The following is a 23,412-nucleotide window of genomic DNA, read 5'->3' as shown; positions in this document are numbered from 1 at the left end:
TGAGCACTCATTCCCCGCTAAACTAGGCCATGTCCACCCGCGCGCTCGTCGCATAGGGGAGTTCGTGTTGACTGCGAATTCCCTCCAGCCTGACGACCTCCTTCACCCTGACAAGCTTTTCGTGAAACGTGCGCGGTTGCTGACTCGCATTACGAATACCTCAAGATTGCAGGAGAATTCTTTCTCATGATCAAACACCTGACATGGCTCTGGGCCGGTATGGTTGTCTTTGCCGCGAGTGGTTACGCGGTGGCCGACGACGCTGGATTCAAGCCGATTTTTGATGGCAAGACGCTCAACGGTTGGAGCGGGATCGACAAGTTCTGGAGTGTCGAAGACGGCGCAATCACTGGAACGACGACCCCCGAAAATCCAACCAAAGGGAACACGTTCATCATCTGGGATCAGGGGAAAGTCGACGACTTCGAACTGAAGCTCAAGTACCGAATCGTCGGTGGTAATTCGGGTATCCAGTATCGCTCGACTGATCTCGGTAACCATGTCGTCAAAGGCTATCAGGCCGACATCGACAGCAAGGAAACCTACAGCGGTATTAACTACGAAGAACGTGGCCGTGGCATCCTCGCCCAGCGTGGTACGAAGGCAACCGTTACCGATGGCAAAGGGCCTTACAAGTCGGAACGATTCGCCGATTCGGCCGAGCTGCAAGCCAAGATCAAGAACGAAGACTGGAACGATTACCACATCATCGCCAAGGGCAATCACCTGATCCATAAGATCAACGGCGAAGTCTTCAGCGAAGTGATCGACGACGGCAAGAAGGATTCGCGAACCAGCGGTATCCTGGCTCTGCAGCTGCATGCCGGTCCACCGATGAAAGTCCAATTCAAGGACATCATGCTCAAGCGATTGCCATTGCAGGAAGGCAAGAAGAAAGTCGTTTTCGTTCCTGGAACGCCAAGCCATGCTTGGGGCGATCATGAACATGTGGCTGGCTGTCGCTTATTGATGTTGGCACTGACGGAAAACATGCCACAGTTTGAAGCTTCGATCTATAAAGGTGGTTGGCCTGACGATCCGACCGCGTTTGATAACGCCGATGCGGTGGTCGTTTACTGCGACGGCGGCGAGCGCCATTTGCTGAAGCCTCACCTGGAAGAGTTTCAAAAGCTGATGGACGACGGCGTCGGTCTGGCATGCATTCACTATGGTGTGGAGATTCCCAAAGGCGAGCCAGGCGATAAGTTTGTCGACTGGATCGGTGGATACTTCGAGACATGGTGGAGTGTAAATCCACACTGGACCGCCTCGTTCACGAAGCTGCCAGATCACCCGGTTGCCAATGGCGTCGAGCCGTTTGAGATCAACGACGAGTGGTACTACAACATGCGTTTTCGAGACGACATGGAAGGTGTCACGCCGATCTTGACCGCCATTCCACCAGAAAGCACGCTGAGCCGACCAGATGGCGCGCATAGCGGCAACCAACATGTTCGTGCGATGAAGGGCCAGCCTCAGCACGTGGCCTGGGCTTCTGAACGTGAAGATGGTGGACGTGGCTTCGGTTTCACAGGCGGTCACTTCCATTGGAATTGGGCCGACCCGAATTTCCGCAAGACGGTTCTCAATGCCATCGTCTGGATCAGCCACGAAGAGGTTCCCAAGAACGGTGTCGAATCCAATTCGTTCACTCGTAGTGATATGGAAGGCCTGATTCCGGGACCGAAGCCGCAGCCCAAGAAGAAAGAAGCCAAGAAGCCAACGAACAACAAGGTTTCTAAAAATGCAAAGCCTCTTTACCAAAGCCCCGTCGTCACCACGGCGACCCCAGGGCATCAGGTCGACATTAAAGTCGACCTGAAAGGGGCCAAGAAGCTGTTTCTCGTCGTCTCCGATGGCGGGAATGGCTACAGCTGCGATTGGGCCGATTGGATCGAGCCAAAGCTGGTCGGTCCCAGTGGCGAGAAGCTTTTGACCGAACTGAATTGGAAGAAAGCCACCACCGATTGGCGGAGCGTCAATAAGAACCGGAACGTCGACGGCACACCGCTGATGGTCAACGGCAAGGCCTATGAAAATGGGATCGGTACGCACGCCAATTCTGTTATCGAATACGATTTGCCAGAAGGTTACACCACGTTTGTCGCCAAAGGGGCGTTGGACAATGGTGGAACGAATCAGAATGGCGGCAACGACACGTCGGTTCAATTTGCTGTTTACAGCGAGAACCCTGGCAACGTTTCCGAGCAAGCTGCCGCTGCGGGACGCGAGCCTGAAACTGCGGTTGCTAATCTCGACATCTACCCAGGACTTGAAGCGACGCTAACTGCTTCGGAACCTGATCTAAAAAGCCTAACTAACATCGACATCGATCACCGCGGCCGAATCTGGGTCTGCGATGTGATGAACTATCGCCGCAACAACGGCAGCCGGGAAGCAGGGGATCGCATCCTGATTCTGGAAGATGAAGATGGGGACGGAGTGGCCGACAGCTCGAAGGTCTTCTATCAAGGTCGCGACATCGATTCGGCGATGGGCATTTGTGTGCTTGGAAACAAAGTTATCGTTTCCGCGTCACCGAATGTTTACGTCTTCACCGATGAAAATGGCGACGATAAGCCGGAAAAGAAAGAGCTTTTTTTCACGAAGACCGGACAGCCTCAGCACGACCACTCCGCCCACAGCTTCCTCTTTGGACCCGACGGAAAACTGTATTGGAATGTCGGTAACACTGGAAAGCATGTCCACGACGCGAATGGCAACGTCATCGTCGATAAAGCGGGCAATCCGGTCGTCGATAACGGCAAGCCTTACTTCGGTGGTATGCCGTTTCGTTGTAATCTAGACGGCAGTGAATTCGAGGTTCTCGGCCATAACTTTCGCAATAACTACGAAGTAACTGTCGACTCGTTCGGCACGCTTTGGCAGAGCGACAACGACGACGATGGTAACCGTGGTGTACGCATCAACTACGTGATGCAGTACGGCAACTATGGCTACCGCGATCAAATGACGGGCGCTGGATGGCGGGATCCGCGGACCAACATGGAAAGCGAAGTTCCGCTGCAGCATTGGCATTTGAACGATCCCGGTGTCGTTCCCAACTTGCTGCAAACAGGTGCCGGTTCGCCGACTGGGATTTGCATGTACGAAGGCGACTTGTTGCCGGAAGTCTTTCACAATCAGGTCATCCACTGCGATGCCGGCCCAAGTATTGTGCGTGCCTATCCTGTGAAGAAAGATGGCGCCGGCTATTCGGCCGAGTCGGTCGATATCTTGCACGGGGCTCGCGACAACTGGTTCCGTCCGGCCGATGTCTGTGTTGCGCCGGATGGTTCGATCTTCGTCAGTGACTGGTACGATCCCGGCGTCGGCGGACATGGTCAACGCGATCTTGATCGTGGTCGCTTGTTCCGCGTCGCTCCAGAAGGCTCGAAATACATCATCCCGAAGTTCGATTTCTCGACGATCGAGGGTTGCATTAAGGCGCTTGAAAACCCATGCCTATCAGTTCGTTATATGGCGTGGACGAAACTGCACGAGCAGGGAGCCGAGGCGGAAGCCGCGCTGAAGTCGGCTTACGATTCAGCCAAAGATCCGCGCTATCAGGCCCGCCTGTTATGGCTGCTCGGCAAGATCGAGGGGAAAGGACGCCAATACGTTGATCTGGCTCTTGCATCGAGTAACCCCGACATCCGCATCACCGGTTTGCGAATGGCCCATCAGCTCGATATTCCGGCCACTGAGGTCGTTGCCAAAGTGCTCAACGATAAGTCACCGCAGGTTCGCCGCTCGGCAGCTATCGAACTTCGCTTTGACGGAAGCGACAAAGCCTCGCAGCAATGGGCGGCACTTGCCAAACAATACGATGGTAAAGATCGCTGGTATCTGGAATCGCTCGGCATCGGGGCGGATCTACATTGGGATAGCCGCTTGGCAGCTTACCTCAAAGCAATCGATGGAAAGCTCGATACGCCGGCCGAAAAAGATATCGTCTGGCGAAGTCGCGCGACCCAGACGCCGAAGCTAATCGCGACGATGGTCGCGGATCAGAAGAATCAGCCCGATCAGCTGCCGCGATACTTCCGAGCCCTCGACTTTCAGCCAAATGCCGACGCGGTCAACGAGGCCGTCGCAGCACTCGCGTTCTCAGGCACTCGGCATGACGACGCGGAGACGTTGATCATTTCCGAATCGGTCAAGCGTCTTAAGAACTTCGACGCCAACAATCCCGAGACCGCCGCCGCAATGGAAAAGGCCCTCGCGAAGTTGGCAGGGACGCCGATGTATGTTGATCTTGTCGAACGTTTTCAGCTGAAGAATCACTATGGTGATCTGCTGGAAATTGCGTTGGCTCAACCAGAGACCGAATCAGGCGTCGCTGCTGTAAACGTGCTGCTTCGTCGCGGTCAGAATCAAATGCTCGGCAAGACGCTCCGGAATGGTACGACAGAGCAGAAGCTTGCATTGACGACTGCCATTTCCAATAGCAGCACAGGGCAAGCCAATGCTTGGCTGACACGCACGTTGAACGACTCGTCGGCCGACTTGCAAGTCCGAAGGGCTGCCGTGAAGGGCTTGGCGAACAACGAAAAATCGGCCGAGCAGTTATTGGAACTAGCTAAAGCAGGAAAGCTTGATGCCGAATTGATGCAGGCCGCCGCAGCTCCCCTGAAGATTGCTGTTTGGGCGGACGTTCGCCGTCAGGCCGCCGAGCTCTTCCCGCAACCACCGTCGAAGGACAATAAGCCACTGCCTCCGCTGGATGCGCTGGTGAAAATGAAAGGCTCAGCTGCCAAAGGAAAGCAAGTCTTTGCAACGACAGGAACATGTAGCAAGTGCCATGTGGTAAACAACGAAGGCAAAGAGGTTGGTCCAAACCTGAGCGAGATCGGCTCGAAGCTTAGTCGTGAAGCGATGTTCGAGGCCATTCTTTATCCCAGTGCAGGGATTAGCCACAACTACGAGAATTGGGCTGTGCTTACCGACAGCGGAACTGCCGTGGCAGGCCTGAAGACGAGCGAAACGGCCGATTCCATCACAATCACCAACGCGGAAGGCTTGGCTCGAACGATCCCTAAAGACGAAGTCGAAGAGATCCGCAAGTTGCCGATCTCAGTGATGCCCAACGACCTGCAGAAATTGATGACGGTGCAAGAGCTTGTCGACGTTGTTGATTACGTTTCGACGCTGAAAAAGAAATAGTCGCCGCCAGATTTCGTTTTAAAAGCTTGAAGGTCGTGTGAACATCGTCGTTCACACGGCCTTTTTTGTTGGTTTCTGCCGATTCTGCGGAATTTTCTACATTTGGGTCCTTCGACTCACCCCAAGATGCGACCTAGAATAGAGAGTTTAAGAAGAATATGCGGCTCCGTGCCCCTTCCGATCCGATCCTCGCGAACGTTCCTCTGACTTAAGCCAGCCATGATTCGACTTGCCGTCTCTTTCGCTTTGACCCTGGCCATTTGCCCCCCATCGCTTGCCCAGGAAGCCATTTTTCCCGCGTCAGATCTGCTGCCTAAGAAAGAAATCGGGGCGACTCGCTTTCTGCAGAAGCATCGCAAATTTGACGGACGTGACGTGATTGTGGCTGTCTTCGATACCGGCTGCGATCCGGCTGCCCCGGGGCTGCAAGTCACTTCGGATGGCAAACCAAAAATCATCGACATGATCGATGCGACTGGAAGTGGCGACGTCCGAACGACCACGATTCGCAAAGTGGAAGAAGGCCAGATTGAAGGGCTCACCGGCCGCAAACTAACGATTCCTGAGAAATGGAAGAACCCCAGCGGCGAGTATCGCGTCGGCATGAAGCCCGCCTACGAGCTGTTCCCCGGTCACGTCATTCCGCGACTTCGCTCCGAAAATCGTAAGCCATGGGATGAATCGGTTCGCGTGAAAGTCGAGCAGTTGACGCGCGAGATCGCGGCGTTCGACAAAGCGAATCCGAAGCCGAAAGGGGAGAAGAAGAAAGAGAAGAAGGAACTTGAAACGCGTCTCGAAGAGTTGACCAAGCTTGGTAAGAATTGGAGCGATCCAGGCCCGATCTACGACTGCATTGTCTTCAGCGACGGCAAGTCGTGGCAGGCCGCCATCGATACTGACGAAGATGGCGATCTGGCCGACGAAAAGCTGATGACCAACTACAAAGTGAAGCGTCAGTATTCGACGTTTGGCGAAGTCGACTTGGTCACCTTTGCCGTCAACATTTATCAGGACGGAGATGTGCTTAGCATCGTCGTCGATGCCGGTACGCATGGAACACACGTTGGTGGTATCATCGCCGCCAATCATCCTGATTCGCCGGAGCTCAATGGCGTTGCCCCTGGGGCACAGATTGTTTCGGTGAAAATCGGCGATTCGCGACTAGGTTCGAACTCAACCGGCATTGGTGAAGATCGTGGTCTGATCGCAGTGCTGGAAAACAACTGTGACCTGATCAACATGAGCTACGGCGGTCCTTCGCCTGAGTGGAGCACCGGCCGTACGGCTCGTTTGTTCTCGGAGATTGTCAATCGATACGGGGTCATCTTTGTCGCCAGTGCTGGAAATAGCGGCCCGGCCCTTAGTACCGTGGGCGGACCTGGCGGAACGACATCAGCCATTCTAGGCGTCGGTGCCTACGTTTCTCCTGAGCTGATGTCGGCGGCCTACTCGGTTCGAGAAGAACTGGGTGAAACACCGTTCACATGGAGTTCGCGCGGGCCGACGATGGATGGTGACTTGGGTGTCGACATTACTGCCCCTGGAGCTGCGGTCGCGCCCGTTTCGCGTTCGGCGCTTTCGCCAGGCATGTTGATGAACGGTACGTCGATGTCTTCGCCGAATGCTTGTGGCGGGGTCGCATTGATCTTAAGTGGCTTGAAGCAAGAGAAGATCGAGTACACGCCTGAGTCGGTCAAGTTGGCCATCAAGAATACCGCTCGGAAGCTGGAAGGGGGCTCGGTTTGGGCTAACGGCCACGGCTTGATCCAAGTCGATGCGGCATTCAATTGGTTGGAAGACCATCACGAAGATGTCGAACCAGAAGTTCGCTACGAAGTTTCGCTGCCAGGCATGCGAACCAAGCGTGGCATATATCTGCGAGAACCGGACGAGCTTGCCCGAGTTCAGGAAGTGACTGTGGATGTCGATCCAGTCTTCAACGAAGACGATAAGTTCGATCCACGTGCGAACTACCAGGCCGAGTTCTTTTTGAAGTGCGACGCTGACTGGGTGAAAGTGCCAGAGAATTTTTACCTGAATCATGGCGGGCGAAGCTTCAAGATTGAAGTCGATCCACGCCAACTGAAGCCTGGAGCACACTTTGCTTCTGTTGAAGGATATTACGCCAATCGGCCTGAAATGGGACCTCGTTTCCGTCTGCCGATCACCGTGCTTATGCCGACTCCTCGCAAGACGCCAACCCAATTTCAGACGACGTTGCGTCTAACGCCAGGCCAAGTGGATCGAACGTTTGTTGACGTTCCGATGGGGGCGACATGGGTTAACGTGCGAGTAAAGCCAACAAAAGCGGATGACTCGAAGTTGTACGTGTTTCACGCACTGCAGCGATTGGAAGATCGAGCGTTTCCGACGATCGAGAACAAAAGCTTCCTCCGGGTCGAACCAAACGAAGTCAGCGAAATCAGCTTCGCCGTCGCCGAAGGAAAGACTTTGGAGATGACGTTGGCTCAATATTGGTCGACCCTCGGCGATACCGAAGTCGAGCTGGAAGCCAATTTCTTTGGCATCGTTCCCAGCCCCGGCGATTTGGCTTGGGATGGAACGAATCCGATTCATCGCGTCGACGTTCAATCGAGCCTGGGGCCGATCGAGCTGAAGCCGAGTGCTAAGTTCACGAAGCTGCGTAAGACGCTTCTTCCCGTGAAGAGTGATGTTGAGGCTCTCGACCCGCAGCGTGACGAGTTCCCACGCAAGCGTTTGAATTACGGAATCACGTTGACGTACGAGTTCAGCCTGAGCGAAAAGTCGACGGTCACTCCAGAGCCGATCATCTGGGCCAATGGTTACGATCGCTATTCTGGTGGCGTGTATGTGATTTACGACACTAATAAGCGTGTCATGCAGACCGGGGCAGGGGGACGCAGTGCTTCGCTGGAAAAAGGAAAGTACACGTTGACGTTCTACTTCCGTCAGGAAGATCGCGACGAAGTCTTGGAACTCGAAAACATGCCGATCTGGCTTGATTTCGATATCGGCGGAGGCCCTGGCGTTCGTACGTTTAACTCGCACGCAAAGGCGGCCAGCCAGTCAGGTGGCTTCAGTTCGACATGGCTGCGGCCAGGCGAGTTGCTGCCGGTCTTCCTGACACTTAATACCAAGGGTTTGCCGAAGCAGGCTTCGCCGGGAGATCTATTATTGGGCGAAATTCAATTCGGTGATCCAGATGCGAAGCTCGGCGGCGACGCACGTCGCCCTGGCGGCTTCCCCTTGGAGTATGTTGTCGCTCCTCAGCCAAGTCCCAAAGCAGAGCCTTCCGATGAACCAAAAGAACATGAACCTTCGTTGGAGGATAAGCTCTTTGAAACGAAGCTGGCTCATCTGAAGACACTGAAAGATAAGAAGCAAAAGAAAGAGTTTGATAAGTTGTTCAAGGAGTTGGACAAGCAAAAGAAGAAGCACATTCCGCTGCTGCAGGCCAAGCTCATTATTCTGGATGACAACGATCGCAAGGATCACCTTCCGGAAGTCGTGGAAGCGGCTGACGCGGTGCTGAAAGCGATTAACGTGGGAAAAGTCCGCAGCTACTTTGCGGAGCGTCGCGATCCCGAGACCGACAAAGAAAAGAAGCAGATGAAGGAAATGACCGAGCAGAAGGAAGTGATCATCGATACGCTTTATCGCAAAGCTCGTGCGTTGGCCTATATGGATCTGCCTGAAGACGACCCAGAGCATCCTGAAAACAAGGACATCCGCAAAGAGCCTAAGGACGAGAAGGAACGCACCGAACTGTTCGAGAAGACGTTTGACCAGCTTGCTAGCTGGATTGATACGACGGACAAGAAGTTTGCCCTGTTGCACCTTCGTCGACTGCGACGGCACGAACGCCAAGCGGAAGCGTTGCAATTGCTTAATAAGCTAATTGCTGACGACCCAACGAACTTGCTGCTGTACAAGAAACGCTCGGATATCTACGGAGAACTGGGCTGGGACTTTGCAGAGCAGTACGAAGAGCAGTGGCGCAAACTACGCAAGCGTGACGCGTTTCTGCCAAATTAGGGCGGCATTTTGCAAACTAGAGGAGAGCGCAAGAGATCCTCGTGCCCAAAATGCGAATTTTCTCAAGGGATCGGGTGGTTAAATATTGCTGTTCCGCCCGAATTGAGAAATAATGCATTTGGCTTGAGCACCCTTTCTCAATCCTGCCGCAACACAGCCCCTCTGGTGTCTGATGAAAATATTAATTCGCTCCGCTCTAGCAATTTTCTGCTTGAGCGTCTTGCCGATGGTCGCAACGGCGGAAGAACTCGAGATTGATTTCGGACGTGATATTCGTCCGATCCTTTCTGGCAAATGCTTTCATTGTCATGGGCCTGATCCCGAATCGCGAGAGGCCGGGCTGCGCCTGGATCTCGAGGAAGAAGCACGTGCCGAACTCGAAAGCGGCATGCAAGCCATCATCCCGGGGCATGCCGATGACAGTGAATTGATTGCGCGGGTAATTTCCGACGATGAATTTTCGCGGATGCCACCTCCCGAGATCGGAAAGCCTCTTACGGAGCGAGAAGTTCAGCTGCTCAAGCAGTGGATTAACGACGGTGCCAAGTATGCCCCGCACTGGTCGTTTGTGCCGCCCAAGAAACATGACCCACCTCAAGTCGAACAAACAGATTGGGTGAAACATCCGATCGATCATTTCGTGCTCAAGCGGCTCCAAGCGGAAGGGCTCACGCCAAACGAAGAAGCCGATCGCTACACGCTGGCTCGCCGCGTTTCGTTCGCGTTGACCGGCTTGCCGCTTTCGGTTGAAGAGACCGAAGCATTCGTCAACGATGACTCCCCCGATGCCTATGAAAAGCTGGTCGATCGGTTGTTGGCCGATCCTGCTTACGGCGAACGCTGGACGCGTGTCTGGCTCGATATTGCCCGATATGCCGATTCGATGGGATACGCTTCCGATTACCTGCGAACGATCTGGCCGTACCGCGATTGGGTCATTCAGGCGATCAACGAGAACAAGCCGTTCGATCAGTTTTCGATCGAACAGCTTGCCGGCGACTTACTGCCGAATCCGACCCAAGAGCAAATCGTTGCGACTGGCTTTAACCGCAACACGATGACCAACACCGAAGGGGGCACCAACGACGAAGAGTTCCGCAACGCAGCCGTCGTCGATCGTGTGAATACAACCGTCTTGGCTTGGATGGGACTCACGATGGAGTGCGCTCAGTGCCATACGCACAAGTACGATCCGATCACGCAGAAAGAATACTTCGAGTTCTTTGCGATCTTCAATCAGACCGCCGATGCCGATCGTCGTGACGAAGCCCCTGTCCATAGCTGGTTTACCGACCAGCAGAAGGCTCAACAGGCCAGCATCCAATCGCAGATTGACCAGGCCAAGGGCAAACTCAAAGGAATGTTAGAGAACTCGACAGACATTGTGCTTTCCGAAAGCATTCCGAATGTCGGGCGATATGTTCGCGTCGAAAATCTGACCGACGGCGGTTTCCTGCACATTGCCGAGGTCCAAGTTTTCTCCGGTGCTGATAACGTTGCCATGAAGGGAAAAGCAACGCAAAGCAGTGTCGATTACAACGGCCCGCCCAATCTGGCGATCGATGGCAATACCAACGGAGACTACTCCGGGGCGATGAGCACGACGCACACCAAGGAAGAGAAGAATCCTTGGTGGGAAGTCGATCTGGGTGCCAACACGACGATCGACAAAGTGGTGATTTGGAATCGTACCGACAACAATCTCTTCAACCGAATGAAGTCGTGTCGCGTGATTCTGCTGGACGAAAATCGCCAGCCGGTTTGGGCCGGTCGCGTGAACTCGCCATTCAATCCAAGTGCCGAATTCGTTCCGCCGAAGACAATCGACGGTATGGACGAGCAAGCTCGCAATGAATTGGCCGCCTATTTGAAAGGCAATTCGCCGGAACTTGAAAAGCAGAAGAAACAGATCGCCGCGTTGGAAAAGAAGCTGAATGCCATCAAGCCAATCACCAGTCCGGTGATGCAGGAATTGCCAGCAGATAAGCAGCGCAAGTCGTTCATTCAAATTCGGGGTAACTATCAATCGCATGGCGAGGAAGTCGGCCCGAGCGTGCTCGATAGCTTCCACGCATTTCCGGAAGATAGCAGAGCCGATCGACTGGCGATGGCCGAGTGGTTGGTCAGCAAAGAAAACCCGCTGACCGCTCGCGTGGTCGTGAACCGCCACTGGGAACAGCTGTTTGGCATTGGCATTGTCGAAACGAGTGAAGATTTCGGTTCGCAAGGCGAGCTGCCGACCCATCCACAATTGCTCGACACATTAGCGGTTGAATTGATGGAGCATGACTGGGACACCAAATGGCTGGTCAAGCAAGTGGTGATGAGTCAGGCCTTCCGCCAATCGGCCACCACAACGCCAGAGAAGTTGGAAAAGGATGCACGTAATCAATTGGTTTCGCGTGGTCCGCGGGTTCGTCTTTCGGCCGAAATGGTTCGTGATCAGGCATTGGCGGTCAGTGGTTTGCTGAGCGATAAAATGTTCGGCCCATCGGTTCAGCCACCACGGCCGAACTTGGGGCTGCGTTCGGCGTTTGGTGGTTCGACTGACTGGACTAACAGCACCGGGGAAGACCGCTATCGTCGCGGGCTTTACACGACCTGGCGTCGTACGACTCCTTATCCATCGATGGCAACGTTCGATGCCCCGAGCCGTGAAGTTTGCACAATTCGCCGCATCACGACCAACACGCCACTGCAAGCTTTGGTCACATTGAACGATCCGGTTTACATCGAAGCGGCTCAAGCTTTGGGGCACGAGGTTTGGAAGCAGCAAGACAAGTCGCTCGAAGCGAAGTTGGAATACGCCTTCTATCGATCGCTCCAACGACCACCGACCGCGCAGGAAACGGCTCGCCTCAAGCAACTGTTCGAGCAAGCCAAATCGCAATATGCCGAAATGCCAGAGGAAGCCACCAAACTGGCGACCGACCCACTGGGTCCTCTTCCTGACGGAGCCGCTGCCGATGAAATGGCGGCTTGGACGATCGTGGGCAACGTGCTGTTGAATCTGGACGAAGCACTTAACCGCTAAGCCTGATTCGCAGCCACCAACTCCCTTACTTCCCAGAGTAATCCGATGAATCCTTTCCATCGACCTCTCCAAAATATCACGCGTCGCTACTTCCTATCGCAGTGCCAGGCCGGTATTGGTGGCATGGCGTTAAGCTCGTTGTTGGGAGGTTCACTGCAAGCTTCCGATACGCGAAGCAAGAACCCGATGGCTCCGGATCAGCCGCACTTTCCTGCCAAAGCAAAGTCGGTCATCTATTTGCACATGACCGGTTCGCCGCCGAACTTGGACATGTTTGATTACAAGCCGGAGTTGCTGAAGTACAACGACAAGGACTGCCCGGCGGAGTTCCTCGAAGGGAAGGAGTTCGCGTTTACCAAGGGCACGCCCAAGCTGATGGGCACGCCGCACAAGTTCCGCAAAGTTGGTAAGTCTGGCTTGTGGATGTCGGACGCGCTGAATCACTTGGAAGATGTCGCGGACGATCTTTGTTTCGTCCACTCGATGAATACCGATCAGTTCAATCACGCTCCGGCGGAACTGCTGCTGTTTACCGGATCGCCACGCTTGGGACGCCCTTCGATGGGCTCTTGGGTTACTTATGGATTAGGTTCAGAAAATCAAAACTTGCCAGGCTTCGTCGTGCTCGTTTCCAGCGGATCGAATCCGTCAGGCGGCAACAGCGACTGGGGCAGCGGGTTCCTGCCATCTGTCTATCAGGGCGTTCAGTGCCGGTCGAAGGGAGACCCCGTTTTGTACTTGAACAACCCGCAAGGGATGAGCAAGGACATGCGGCGAATGACGCTCGACGCGATGAACGACTTGAATGAACTGGAGCTTCAGCGAAACGGCAATCCGGAAACGGAAACGCGAATCAGCCAATACGAGCTGGCCTTCCGCATGCAAATGGCGGCTCCTGAGGCTATGGATTTAAGCCAGGAAACGCAGTCGACGCTCGATGCCTATGGCGCGAAGCCAGGTGACTCGAGCCTGGCCAACAACTGTTTACTGGCTCGTCGCCTGGTCGAACGAGGCGTCCGCTTTGTTCACCTCTTTGACTGGGGCTGGGACTTCCACGGCACCGGAAAGGCAACAGGACTCGGCGATGGTCTTACGGGCAAATGTGCCACGATGGACAAGCCAGTGACGATGCTCTTGAAGGATCTCAAGCAGCGAGGTCTGCTGGAAGATACCTTGGTGGTTTGGAGCGGCGAGTTCGGCCGAACCCCATTCCGCGAAGGACGAACGGCCGGCAGCCAAATTCTCGGTCGCGATCACTACCCCGACGTCTTCACCGTTTGGATGGCCGGCGGTGGAGTGAAGCCAGGCTATTCGTACGGATCAAGCGACGAGCTCGGTTTCAAAGTTGCCGAAAACAAAGTCCACGTCCACGACTTGCAAGCCACCATCTTGCACTGCTTGGGTATGGATCATGAACATCTTACGTATCACTATGCCGGTCGAGATTTCCGTTTGACCGACGTTCATGGGCATGTGGTCCACGACATTTTGGCGTAGCCGTTATTCGTCTTCCGGCTGCACCGAGACAAGGCCCTTGATGTTCTTGGCGTAAATCCAAGACGACTTCTCGGTGCGAATGTGCGTTTCCGCGGTGATCAAGCCGTCGCGTGCGAGCGTCTTCAGTTCGGCCAGACGGTAGGGGCCCGACTCCTGAAACTTGGGCGGGAACTTGACGTAAAACTCGGTCAAGTCAGGCTTCGCATCTTTGGGTGGTTCCGGAGCGAAGATCGGCGTCTTCCGCTTTTCACGCCCAGGATACTGGTGCTTCTTCTTTTTGCCTGACTCAAGGAACGGCTTGAGGGTAGGGAAGATCTCGCCGAGTTTTTGGTAAATCAATTCCGTTTTCATGGCGGGGGCCTGTAGGAAAGGGGCTTCTTCACCGGGTGTTCCGTCGTTCGTTACGCATGCGGTGTTTGTTCGTTCGGGAAGTACGATCGAGTTCATCGAACCTTCATCACTCCTTCATGGTGCTTGCGAAGCTAGCAGGCTCGGGCAAAGTAGGGGATTGATATTGATCCGTTTTGCCAAAATGGAAATGATCATGCTCTACGCCTCCATCATGCATGGCCCCTGAAAACGCTACCTGTTCAGGAGCAGGGCCATCCGTCCCCGGCACATTCGGTGCTTTGGATCGACCAACTACGGCTGCCTTTGAGTAGGGCGGCTTCGACACAGCGAACGGCGCCCGATAGCGAAGCGGCACGATCGCAAGTCATATGCTTCAGGGATGATCACGTTATGTCGCGTCTCAAGTACGACCCGTGGGTGCTCGCGCTCCATTTGCTCGATGCCAGTGGCAACCACCGCGTGGTGATGTCACCAGGTCGGTTGTCTCAAATCCTGACTGCCAGCCGTCGTGTCGAAACGATTCATTCGGTCCACGTCCGCGGCATCCAAGCCGACCCCGGCGAACTCGCTCAGCTGGTCGACCAGGGCCGAATGATCGCGCTGACGGGGTTTCCGCAGCGGGTTCTCTTCACCACCGGAGAAGGGATGATGCGGCAGGAAGTCGAAGAGGTCTTTCGGGCCTTCACAACCATCGAGTTCGCGCTGCCTAACCCCCTCCGGCATCAACTGCTGCCGTTTCATGAGACCGACTCCGAGCAGCTCGAAGCAGGTCTCGAATCGTGGCTGCGTACCATCGAGTACTATGCTCGCGTGAAGCATGCCTGGCAGCTTTCGTCGGAGCTGATCGTCCGCATACCCCAAGGAAACCTGGCGATCGATCTGGCCGGTCGACTCGACTCGCTTGGCTGGCGAGCCGCATTCCGTGTCCAGCGAAGCGGCGGCGCGAGTGCGTTTTCGCTCGAACAGCAGAAAGCCGACTACGGCATGAAGCTATGCGAAGAGCCATACCGCGTGATGACGTTTGGGGCTTGCGGGCAACTGACAGGGTGCAGCGGCCAGCGGCGACAACGTGTTTACTTCGGCGGCTTGGAAGAAGACTCGCTACGCGGGCTGTGGGAAAGCTCGGCGATGGAGGCGTGGCGGATGAACCGTACCGAAAGCCAATGCCAAGGCTGCCCCGGTCTTGGAAGCACACTCCGTCGACCATCGCTGATCAGCGTTTACGACTCGGTCGGCGAACAACGCTTCCACGAGTACCCACACCAGCAGCTGCGAAAGATCGCCGATGAATCAGAAGGCCGCCTGACGGCACGCAGCTCGGCGAGAGAGATCTTTCGGACGCCACGAAAAGCGTCGTAAAGGAAGCCATGCATCGAGTTGCCAACGATCGTCCGTTAAGAAAGAATCCGCTTCGACCATTGTACCAGGGTGTCCAAGCGAAGCGGCACTTCGGCGTAACGGATGCCTGCGCTTGAGGTTACGCAGTCACGCTTTTAAAGCATGAAAACGTGACGGAATCGTTTCCCTTATTGCGAGCCTCTTTTTGCCGAAAAGGACGCGAGTTTTCGCATAGACTCGCCGTATGCCTGGCTAATAAATCGTGGATAAAAGATGTATTCTTGTGCAATACTTCGTTACAATAGGCGCATCGGTCAACGAGGGGGCAGGGCGGCCGAATTAAGGGTGGCGAAAGTTGCCCTGGCGGAGCGACGACCGAGGGCCAAGTCGACCTCGCTACTTTTTTTCTGCGCGACGTTTCTCTTCCGGAACGCGAATCGGAAGTCGCGCGTGACCGACAATGCCGACTTGCCGGTTGTCAGGCAATCGGGTGTCATAGATCGGACGGCCATGCAGCGCTTCCACGGCGTCGGGCGTGAACTGTAATTGGTCGCGATGATCGTTCACGAAGTCCCACGTCAGAGACACTTCAATCCGTTTGGCCGGCTTGCCATCCCCGCGCGCTGACATGTCGCAGATTACCTGGCTCGGTACGAACGTTTCGCCGATCATGGCCCACGTTACTTCGGCCGACGAAGTTTGCTGCCAATCTTCCCGCTCGAATCCAGAGACCCAGCGTCGGCACTTCGTTACCACGCCTAGTTGGTTGCGATCGAACGAGAGCATCGTGCGTCCCCGCAGCACACCAGGGCGTTTTCCCTCGTCGAGTACTTTCAAGATCTGTTCCTTGAGGCTCGCATATTTTTCCGGCAGGTTCTCGGCGACTTCGCGAATCGACTTCTCTTTGTTTTGAATGGTCACATGCACGCTGGCTCCGTCCGTTTCGACCGCGATAATCTTCTGCATCTCAAACCCTTCACGCGGTGATTGAAACGCGACCGGCTTCGGCACGATCAAGAAGCCGCTGCCGATGATAGGCATCTCGCGGAAATCGAACGGCATGTAGGCCGGGAAGAACTCCGGCATTTTGTCCCGTTCGTACATCAGCACGCCACAGAAACGGTCGCGATTTTCAATCATGAACACCGCTTCTTCGTTGCGAACCCAGTAGGTCGAACAACTGGCCCGGTCCAGCATGTTGCAGCTTTCCATGTCGCGTGGAAAGTCGAACTGGTAACGTCCGGTGGTCTGTTCGATGACTTGGCGTTCGCGCTGGACATTGGGAAAGACTTCTGACTTTTGCTCGACGAGGAACGAGAACGCTCCGTATTCGATTCTTTCGAGATGATCGCACAACGCGTCGAGATGCTGCCGGGCCAGGGCCTCGTCGGCCGGCGAAACGGCCTCTTGGCCCTGGGCCGCGGCGCTCCACGAAAGAAGGCTAAGCAAAACGGCCAAGCCGCAGGTGATCGGTTCACGTCCCATTCGCATGGTTCCCCTCCGTAAGTCAGATCGCTTGAATCCCTTGGTCCCAGCCGCCGTTGTAATTGATTTTTGATCGACGGTCACCTGAAAAATGACCTGAGCATGGCATCCGGGACAAACGATTGCACAGCGTAAGAAGACATGCCGACGAAGACGACGGCATGGCACCCTCTGTTTGAGAGTTATCACGCGGACGTGAGCACGACGCCTTCGACTATTGTGGCAACGGTGAGGATGGCACCTGGAGTTATGTGGATGCGTGAAGCGTTGTTTCGACTAGATGCGACCGAAGCTGGTTTTTAATGAGACGCCGAGTGCTTGGGAGATTTGTTCAGGGATCGAGATTTGCCAGCCAGGCGATTCGAAGGTAGGCCAGTTCCAGAAAAGCGCGGCAACGTAACATAACCCGAGGTCTGGTTTCGTTCGCCAACGCGTCACGTCGAAGCTTCTTTCGCACGCAGGGCAGGGGATGTCGGTCGAACCTTCGTCGTTATAGAAGTTGGCGGCTGCATCGACGAGTGAGCCGACCAAATCGTGGGGATCGTTGAACGTTGCTTCACACGTGGGACAACGCATCCAGTGAAAAACGGTGAAGCCGAAGAAGTTGACCCACTTCTCCGCGACGATTTGCACGCCGATCTCGGTAAGGTCGTTCCAATAGTCGAGTTCCGCCGGGCAATCGGCTGTGGCGGGCTGGCATCGGTAAAGCTCGTTCAGTTTGGGGCCGGGCAAGTACCCTATTCCGTTGAGCACGACGTCGGATGACGTTTCGGCCGCGATGATACCTGCGTCGATCAATGTGTTGCGCAGACGAGCGGCCTCTGCAGCGGCATTGTCAGGGGTGGCGGTCGGATGGATGAGGACTTGGTAGGTCGTGCTCATGGGCGGCCCATTGTTGACGCAAAGGAAGTACCTCTTTGTAGCAGGCCGATGGCTTCGAAACAAAAAAAGGCAACCCGGTGGGGCCGGGTTGCCTGCACGATGGTGTTGTCGCGCTAGGGGTTAGCGTTTGGGTATTTCAAAGTTTTGCGTCGAGTCTTCCTTGGGGAGGTCGATTCGCTGCGAGTATGGCTTGAACAAGCTCACGCCGAGGTCGCTTTCGGAATTGGCTTGGCCATCGTAGCCGACAATGCGAACGCCGTAGGCACCGCCGAGGACGCCTTTGCCGGGGGCCGTTTCGTAGTGGCCGTTTTCAATGTTGATGAACGTGCCTGGGCCTGGGTTGCCTTCGCGCGAGTTGGGCGTGAACTGGATTTCGCCTTTGGGGACCGGTTGGCCGTCGTAGGTGACTTCGCCGGATAGGTGAAAGCGATCCAAGCCGTCCGACTTGGCACAACCGAGCGTCAGCAAACCACAGCCAAGCAATACCGCGGCATAAAGGGTGTTCTTCATGGGTCGCGTTCCTTCGCTTAGTTGCTGTTATAACCGCTGACCGGCAGGCCGTCGTTGCGGATGGCCAACTGGCTATACATTTGCGTGTCCATCGTTTCGATGAAGAACTGCACCGAGGCATCGCTGAGCAGCATTTCGCAGCCGCCGGGGTGGTAGCTGCCGAAGCAACGCGATTGAGTACTGTGCGAGGCTTCCTGCAACGAATTGATCGGAGCCAAGGCGCTGGCAAGCGTGCCTGGCATGCACCACAAGTTGTTGATGTTGGCGCTGCTGGCCCAGCCGAAGTTCTTGCCGTCGGGGCGATTGTGGGTTTGGTAACGGCTTTCTCCCACCATGATGACATTGGTCGTACCGTCGGTGGCGTCGCGGAACTTGGTGCCGGAGTTGTGATACAGCATGCCGTTGGTGTCGTTACCACGCAGCGGATCGCTGGAAGCTCGGCACTGGAAGTCGTACGTGCTGGAAGACGAATCCCAGATACCGCCCCCCATGACACCCATGTAGGAAAGCAGGTTTTCCTGTTGCGAGGTGCGTGGATCGGAAGGGCACTGGTAGATGTCCAGCTGCGTATCGAACAACGCCTGATTGGTGGCACTGCCGGCACCGTCGATCGGGTTCATGGTGAACTTCTCGGAGAAGTTGAACCGATCGTGCAGGTTGCCTTGTTCAATGAACGGCAGCAGCATGGCGGTCCAAGGGGCAAACGCATTGTTCGACCCGGAAGAGCTCCAGCAGTTGCCGCTGGAAGCGACTTGGGTGCGATTGCTGATGTAACCTGACGGGAAACTGCCGAACGTATCGTGATAGTTGTGCAGGCCCAGGCCGATGTTCTTCATGTTGTTGGTGCAGCTCATGCGTCGAGCTGCTTCGCGAGCTTGTTGCACAGCCGGCAGCAGCAATGCAATGAGCACACCGATGATGGCGATCACCACGAGAAGCTCCACAAGGGTGAAGCCGCGGCGCGAGAATGCTTTGGTCATGGGGTTGGCACTCTTCAAGGGAGGAAGATAAAGGATGGCGTTTTGCGGTAGGATTGCATGTAAACAATAAAATGCAGCTACTTAGCCTAACTAAATAATGGAAGCGACAACAGATTAATTGTGGCGATAGAGGTGCCTTTTTGGGCACGCTGGAACGGGGGCCGCTCCCCTAAAGAGAGTGGCTGCTCGTCCCTGGGGAACGGCAGCCACTGCGTAAGTATTAAATTGACAAGCGGTTAGGCGTGGTTATTTTTTGGCCTTCGTAGGCGATTTGTCTTTGTCAGGGTTCGGCGTGCTGAGGTCAATTTCTTTCTTGCCGGTTCCTTCGAAACCTGGTTTCGTCGTGCCATCTTCGTTCAAGCCATCGACGGTCCAAAGCAAGCCGCGAGCGACGAGGCTCAGCCAAACATCGTTGTTCATCGTCTCGTTGTAGTGTCCGAGCGTGGTCGAGAAGCTCTTCGTGCCGTCGTACTCGTTGCACCAGATGACGTTGTGATCCTTCTTGGTGTCGACCCCATAAGCTTTGGCGAGCGGGGTGGCGGAGTCCCAAGTCTTTTCGATCTTGTAGAGCTCGCCGCGGTCGACTTTCCAATCTTTAGGGAAGCCTTGCATGATGGGGTGATCCGACTCGAGCGTGACGATGTCTAGCGGATGCTTGCCTTCGTGGCTGGTGCTTCGCATGCCGATCAGTTTGCGCCACTCGTCGGTCTTTGCGTTGCGATAGCTGTGCATCGAGCAGTGCACGAAGATGGCCGGAATGTTGTTTTCAGTGTGCGCTTTGACGATCCCTTCGACGAACTCGACGTCGTCGACGTGGCCGTAGCATTCGTTGTGGAAGACAACGTCGTACGGTTTGATCCAGTCGTGATTCAAGTAGACTGGCACTTTCACCTGGCGGCCGTCGCCGGCGATGACGACATCCCACTCGATGTTGACGCGTTGGCTGAGGCCTTCGGTGATGATCTTGATTTGGGCAGGGTAATCGTGGCAGCAACCGCCAGTGATGAGCAAGCCTTTGAGCTTCGCTTTCTCTTCAGCGAACGAAGTTCCAGCGACGGCCAGCACAAGCAGCATCGTCAGCAGCGGACGAGCAAAGCGATACGACATAGGGGCATTCCTTGAACAGGTTTTAGGGGGCAGGGGTAGGGGAACTGGGCGATCTACTTCGAACCGCTGGGGGCGGTGGGGGCTTCGATGTCGCCGAGAGCGAACTGGATGCCGTCGAGGTAGAACTTCAGCATTTGGGGATTCCAGTAAATCTCTTCGCGATGGCCGAGCGAACTGTAAAAGACGCGACCGTCGCCATAGCTACGAACCCAGGACACAGCGAAGTCGCCATCTTTACGCTTGATGTTCTTCTTGTCCATGTTGGTTTTGTCGACATCCAGCGACAACAACACGTGCAAAGCATCGCGCGAGTAAGGATCGCGGAACTGGTAGATCTCGTCGACAATCGCAAAGTCCTCGCCGCCGAAAGCTGCCATCAGTGGATGGTCGGGGCTATCGACTTTGATGCCGACTTTCTCGTGCCAAGGGTGCTGATCGAAGTAACCGCCGATCAACTTGCCGAACTCTTCCCAGTGATAGTTGGCATCGCTCGCGGCATGAAAACCGACAAGTCCTTTGCCGCTGGAAACGAAGTCGAGCAGGCTCTTGCGGAACATGGCTTCCGCTTCGTCCTTGGTCATCTCTTTGCCGGCTGCGGCAAGCTTGGCGATGTCTTCGTCACGCGGCTTGATCCATTGCCCGGTGGTGTTGACCATGACGATGGCGTCGTAATCTTTGAGCGTTTCCGGATCGAGCATCGTCAAGTCGTTGGTGATGCGAGCATCGAAGGCGCCTGTCTTGTCACCGAGCATCTGCACCGCCATCGCCCCGACAGGGATCGAGCTGTGGCGGAAGCCATGGTATCGGGTAAAGACCAACACGTTTTGCTTTTCCTGTGGCGCAACGCGAGGCTTCTCCGGCAAAGCGGCTGCCATCTTTTCGATCTGATCCGGCGTCACTAGCTCGCGGATATAGATGTTGCGGAAGTAGAGCGTGTTGCCATGGTTTTGCAGTTCGATCTGTCCGGTGCGATAGATCGGCTTGTCGCGTTCCCAATAGTTTTCCAGCACGACGTCGTCGGTGACCAACTTGCCGTTCAGCTTGATCGTTACGCGGTCGCCGATCATGCGGATGAAAAACGTATTCCATTCGCCGATCAGATGGTCGGCGGTGACAAGAGGCTGACTGGGGTTCTTCTGATTGTTGTAGAGCCCGCCGGAACCGACCCCGTCAGGGTTCGGGCCTTTGTTGCTGGGGTCCCAGATTTGAACCTGGGGACTGCCACGCAAATAGATACCGCTGTCGCCAGCTTCCTTGATTTTGAAATCGACGTACATCTCGAAGTCGGCATAGTCTTTGGCGGTGCAGAGGCTTTGCCCTTTGCCGTCGAAAACGAGAACGCCATCTTCCACTTTCCAATGGGCGTTCATCGACTCGTCCGCTTTGGTTTGGGCGGCGGCGAGTTCTTCGGCCGACATCTCGGCTCGTTTCTTGGGATTGGCGACAAGCCCTTTCCAGCCATTTAAATCTTTGCCGTTGAAGAGCAGCTTGAATCCCTTAGGCGGTTGGTTCAAAGCGGCATCTTCCGCGGACGCAAATGAGGTCATGCTCAACAGCAGGCCCAAGCAACACACCAAACGCAACATGGAAACGTTTCTCCTCGAGATGATTAGTAGGTGGGCGAGAGGCATGATATTTGCCCCTTTTCGGAAGGCTGCCGCAGCGAATCGCTCGGGCAGGGTGGGCTCGAACACCGCCAACCATCATAATCGGTGAGGTGGGCAAAAGGAATCAAATGCTTTGATCCCTGCACCGAATCGTGAGTATCCCCTCGGAAATGAACCGTTTTTAAGCCGTCATGAAGCGTTTTTTTCAGCATCTCTACGCGAAATCGATCTATTGGCCCTCGTACGTCTATAACTGGACCATGATCCGGCGGCTGAAGTGGTGGCGTTGGTACGACCAGATTGAAGAGCATGTCTTCGTCGGGGCGGTTCCTTCTCGGAAAATGGCCGTCGACTTGGCCGAAAGCGGCATCAAAGGGGTAATCAACACATGCCAGGAATACGAAGGCCCCCTGGATGTCTATAAAGAACATGGGGTCGAGCAGCTTTACTTGCCAACGGTCGACTTCACTCCGCCCAGTGTCGAGGACATCGACGAAGGAGTCCGCTTCATCGAGAAGTTTGTCGCCGAAGAGAAAGATGTCTACATCCACTGCAAAGCAGGCCGCGCGCGAAGTGCGACCATCGCGCTTTGCTGGCTGATGAAGGCCAAAGGAATGACTCCGGAACAAGCCCAGGTGTTTTTGCTCGAGAAACGAAAGCAAGTGCTACCAACTCTCTACCGCCGTCCTGTGGTGCAGTCGTATTACCGCGGCTTGCAAGAGACTGCCAAAGCGTAACACTTGCGTGAAAACACCGGTCGTCGAGTGCCATGCTCTCGTCTTCGTGAGCATGTAGGGTCCGCTGTGCGGAGGCCGGATCGATTTACTCGTAAACCGCGAGATACTTGAAATCAGCGGAACATTGGCAGCAGAAGCAAGTCGCCTCTTACAGAATCAATTCTGCGTCCGCACAGCGGACCCTACGAAATTCACCAAACGTTACCAGCAAACTGACTCGATGTTACAAAGCACCGCCGGCGGAGTTGGCTTGTTCCATGGCATCGACGATCGATCGAACGAGGAATTCGCCGCAGTAAATCGTCACCGCGATCGGCAGGATGATCGTGAAGAAGAGGGTGAGAAACGAGATGAGCACCTTCATCCAGATGGAATACTTCGGGCTCAACCACAACAGCGGCAAGCCAAGCGGTCCGATCGAAAGAATGACCGTCCAGATAATGACGTGGCTGCGAACGGCCGTACGAATTGCCGGTGGAAGGCCTGATTCGATGACCTGGTTGGCGGGAAGCTGGGCTTCAGTTTGAACAGCCGGAAGCTGCGGTGCGTCGAGGACTTCCGTAGGTTCGGTCATGGAACTGCCGTTATCAACAGACGTTTAAGTGCGTGCGCAAGGACTCCCAAAAGTGTAGGTCATCAGACAGGAAACGCAAATTGCGCGTTGCCGGGGCTTAACCAGGATTTCACGCGACACATTGGTT

The 23,412-nt window shown here is 55.1% G+C and carries 14 protein-coding genes; 6 read left to right on the top strand and 8 right to left on the bottom strand.

Annotated elements, in window-relative coordinates:
- The first annotated feature begins 186 nt into the window (after positions 1–186).
- From LA756_RS27190 to LA756_RS16250, 4 genes are all read left to right on the top strand, one after another.
- Positions 187–5,166, top strand: a complete 4,980-nt coding sequence (locus LA756_RS27190; protein ID WP_261362039.1) for a PVC-type heme-binding CxxCH protein — start codon at positions 187–189, stop codon at positions 5,164–5,166.
- A 219-nt stretch (positions 5,167–5,385) separates the two neighbouring features.
- The gene (locus LA756_RS16260) at positions 5,386–9,183 is read left to right on the top strand and encodes a S8 family serine peptidase (protein ID WP_224435775.1); all 3,798 of its coding nucleotides are present in this window, start codon (positions 5,386–5,388) and stop codon (positions 9,181–9,183) included.
- Between the two features lie 172 nt (positions 9,184–9,355).
- Positions 9,356–12,217 (top strand): DUF1553 domain-containing protein, encoded by a 2,862-nt coding sequence (locus LA756_RS16255; RefSeq protein ID WP_224435774.1) that lies wholly within the window; start codon positions 9,356–9,358, stop codon positions 12,215–12,217.
- Between the two features lie 45 nt (positions 12,218–12,262).
- Complete coding sequence (locus LA756_RS16250; RefSeq protein ID WP_224435773.1) at positions 12,263–13,714, top strand: DUF1501 domain-containing protein; 1,452 nt, start codon at positions 12,263–12,265, stop codon at positions 13,712–13,714.
- 3 nt (positions 13,715–13,717) lie between these two features.
- On the opposite strand, the gene LA756_RS16245 is transcribed toward LA756_RS16250, so the two are convergent.
- The gene (locus LA756_RS16245) at positions 13,718–14,161 is read right to left on the bottom strand and encodes a DUF4339 domain-containing protein (protein ID WP_224435772.1); all 444 of its coding nucleotides are present in this window, start codon (positions 14,159–14,161) and stop codon (positions 13,718–13,720) included.
- A gap of 294 nt (positions 14,162–14,455) precedes the next feature.
- Between LA756_RS16245 and LA756_RS16240 the strand changes: the two genes are divergently transcribed.
- A complete protein-coding gene (locus tag LA756_RS16240; protein WP_224435771.1) occupies positions 14,456–15,424 on the top strand; it encodes an SPASM domain-containing protein in 969 nt (322 codons plus the stop codon).
- Between the two features lie 375 nt (positions 15,425–15,799).
- Here LA756_RS16240 and LA756_RS16235 read toward each other — a convergent pair whose 3' ends face one another.
- The 6 genes from LA756_RS16235 to LA756_RS16210 form a co-directional block, all read right to left on the bottom strand.
- Positions 15,800–16,894 (bottom strand): hypothetical protein, encoded by a 1,095-nt coding sequence (locus tag LA756_RS16235; protein ID WP_224435770.1) that lies wholly within the window; start codon positions 16,892–16,894, stop codon positions 15,800–15,802.
- A gap of 270 nt (positions 16,895–17,164) precedes the next feature.
- Positions 17,165–17,770, bottom strand: a complete 606-nt coding sequence (locus LA756_RS16230; protein WP_224435769.1) for a hypothetical protein — start codon at positions 17,768–17,770, stop codon at positions 17,165–17,167.
- A gap of 120 nt (positions 17,771–17,890) precedes the next feature.
- Positions 17,891–18,280, bottom strand: coding sequence for a hypothetical protein (locus tag LA756_RS16225; RefSeq protein WP_224435768.1), 390 nt, complete (start codon positions 18,278–18,280; stop codon positions 17,891–17,893).
- Positions 18,281–18,297: 17 nt separating this feature from the next.
- A complete protein-coding gene (locus LA756_RS16220; RefSeq protein ID WP_224435767.1) occupies positions 18,298–19,260 on the bottom strand; it encodes a DUF1559 domain-containing protein in 963 nt (320 codons plus the stop codon).
- A 246-nt stretch (positions 19,261–19,506) separates the two neighbouring features.
- The gene (locus LA756_RS16215) at positions 19,507–20,367 is read right to left on the bottom strand and encodes a ThuA domain-containing protein (protein WP_224435766.1); all 861 of its coding nucleotides are present in this window, start codon (positions 20,365–20,367) and stop codon (positions 19,507–19,509) included.
- Between the two features lie 53 nt (positions 20,368–20,420).
- Positions 20,421–21,953 (bottom strand): ThuA domain-containing protein, encoded by a 1,533-nt coding sequence (locus tag LA756_RS16210; protein ID WP_224435765.1) that lies wholly within the window; start codon positions 21,951–21,953, stop codon positions 20,421–20,423.
- Between the two features lie 212 nt (positions 21,954–22,165).
- On the opposite strand from LA756_RS16210, the gene LA756_RS16205 reads away from it, so the two are divergent.
- Complete coding sequence (locus LA756_RS16205) at positions 22,166–22,711, top strand: phosphatidylglycerophosphatase and protein-tyrosine phosphatase 1 family protein (RefSeq protein WP_224435764.1); 546 nt, start codon at positions 22,166–22,168, stop codon at positions 22,709–22,711.
- 223 nt (positions 22,712–22,934) lie between these two features.
- Here LA756_RS16205 and LA756_RS16200 read toward each other — a convergent pair whose 3' ends face one another.
- Positions 22,935–23,285, bottom strand: a complete 351-nt coding sequence (locus LA756_RS16200) for a hypothetical protein (protein WP_224435763.1) — start codon at positions 23,283–23,285, stop codon at positions 22,935–22,937.
- Between the last annotated feature and the right edge of the window lie 127 nt (positions 23,286–23,412).

Origin of the sequence: Bremerella sp. TYQ1 (genome assembly GCF_020150455.1) — a bacterium.
Taxonomy (GTDB): Bacteria; Planctomycetota; Planctomycetia; order Pirellulales; family Pirellulaceae; genus Bremerella; species Bremerella volcania_A.
The sequence above is the reverse complement of the archived record's forward strand: the minus strand, read 5'-3'. Positions and strand labels throughout refer to the sequence as shown.

Coding starts and splice junctions, on each gene's coding strand:
- LA756_RS27190 (WP_261362039.1), top strand. CDS start 187: ATGATCAAACACCTGACATGGCTCTGGGCCGGTATGGTTGTCTTTGCC.
- LA756_RS16260 (WP_224435775.1), top strand. CDS start 5,386: ATGATTCGACTTGCCGTCTCTTTCGCTTTGACCCTGGCCATTTGCCCC.
- LA756_RS16255 (WP_224435774.1), top strand. CDS start 9,356: ATGAAAATATTAATTCGCTCCGCTCTAGCAATTTTCTGCTTGAGCGTC.
- LA756_RS16250 (WP_224435773.1), top strand. CDS start 12,263: ATGAATCCTTTCCATCGACCTCTCCAAAATATCACGCGTCGCTACTTC.
- LA756_RS16245 (WP_224435772.1), bottom strand. CDS start 14,161: ATGAACTCGATCGTACTTCCCGAACGAACAAACACCGCATGCGTAACG.
- LA756_RS16240 (WP_224435771.1), top strand. CDS start 14,456: ATGTCGCGTCTCAAGTACGACCCGTGGGTGCTCGCGCTCCATTTGCTC.
- LA756_RS16235 (WP_224435770.1), bottom strand. CDS start 16,894: ATGCGAATGGGACGTGAACCGATCACCTGCGGCTTGGCCGTTTTGCTT.
- LA756_RS16230 (WP_224435769.1), bottom strand. CDS start 17,770: ATGAGCACGACCTACCAAGTCCTCATCCATCCGACCGCCACCCCTGAC.
- LA756_RS16225 (WP_224435768.1), bottom strand. CDS start 18,280: ATGAAGAACACCCTTTATGCCGCGGTATTGCTTGGCTGTGGTTTGCTG.
- LA756_RS16220 (WP_224435767.1), bottom strand. CDS start 19,260: ATGACCAAAGCATTCTCGCGCCGCGGCTTCACCCTTGTGGAGCTTCTC.
- LA756_RS16215 (WP_224435766.1), bottom strand. CDS start 20,367: ATGTCGTATCGCTTTGCTCGTCCGCTGCTGACGATGCTGCTTGTGCTG.
- LA756_RS16210 (WP_224435765.1), bottom strand. CDS start 21,953: ATGTTGCGTTTGGTGTGTTGCTTGGGCCTGCTGTTGAGCATGACCTCA.
- LA756_RS16205 (WP_224435764.1), top strand. CDS start 22,166: ATGAAGCGTTTTTTTCAGCATCTCTACGCGAAATCGATCTATTGGCCC.
- LA756_RS16200 (WP_224435763.1), bottom strand. CDS start 23,285: ATGACCGAACCTACGGAAGTCCTCGACGCACCGCAGCTTCCGGCTGTT.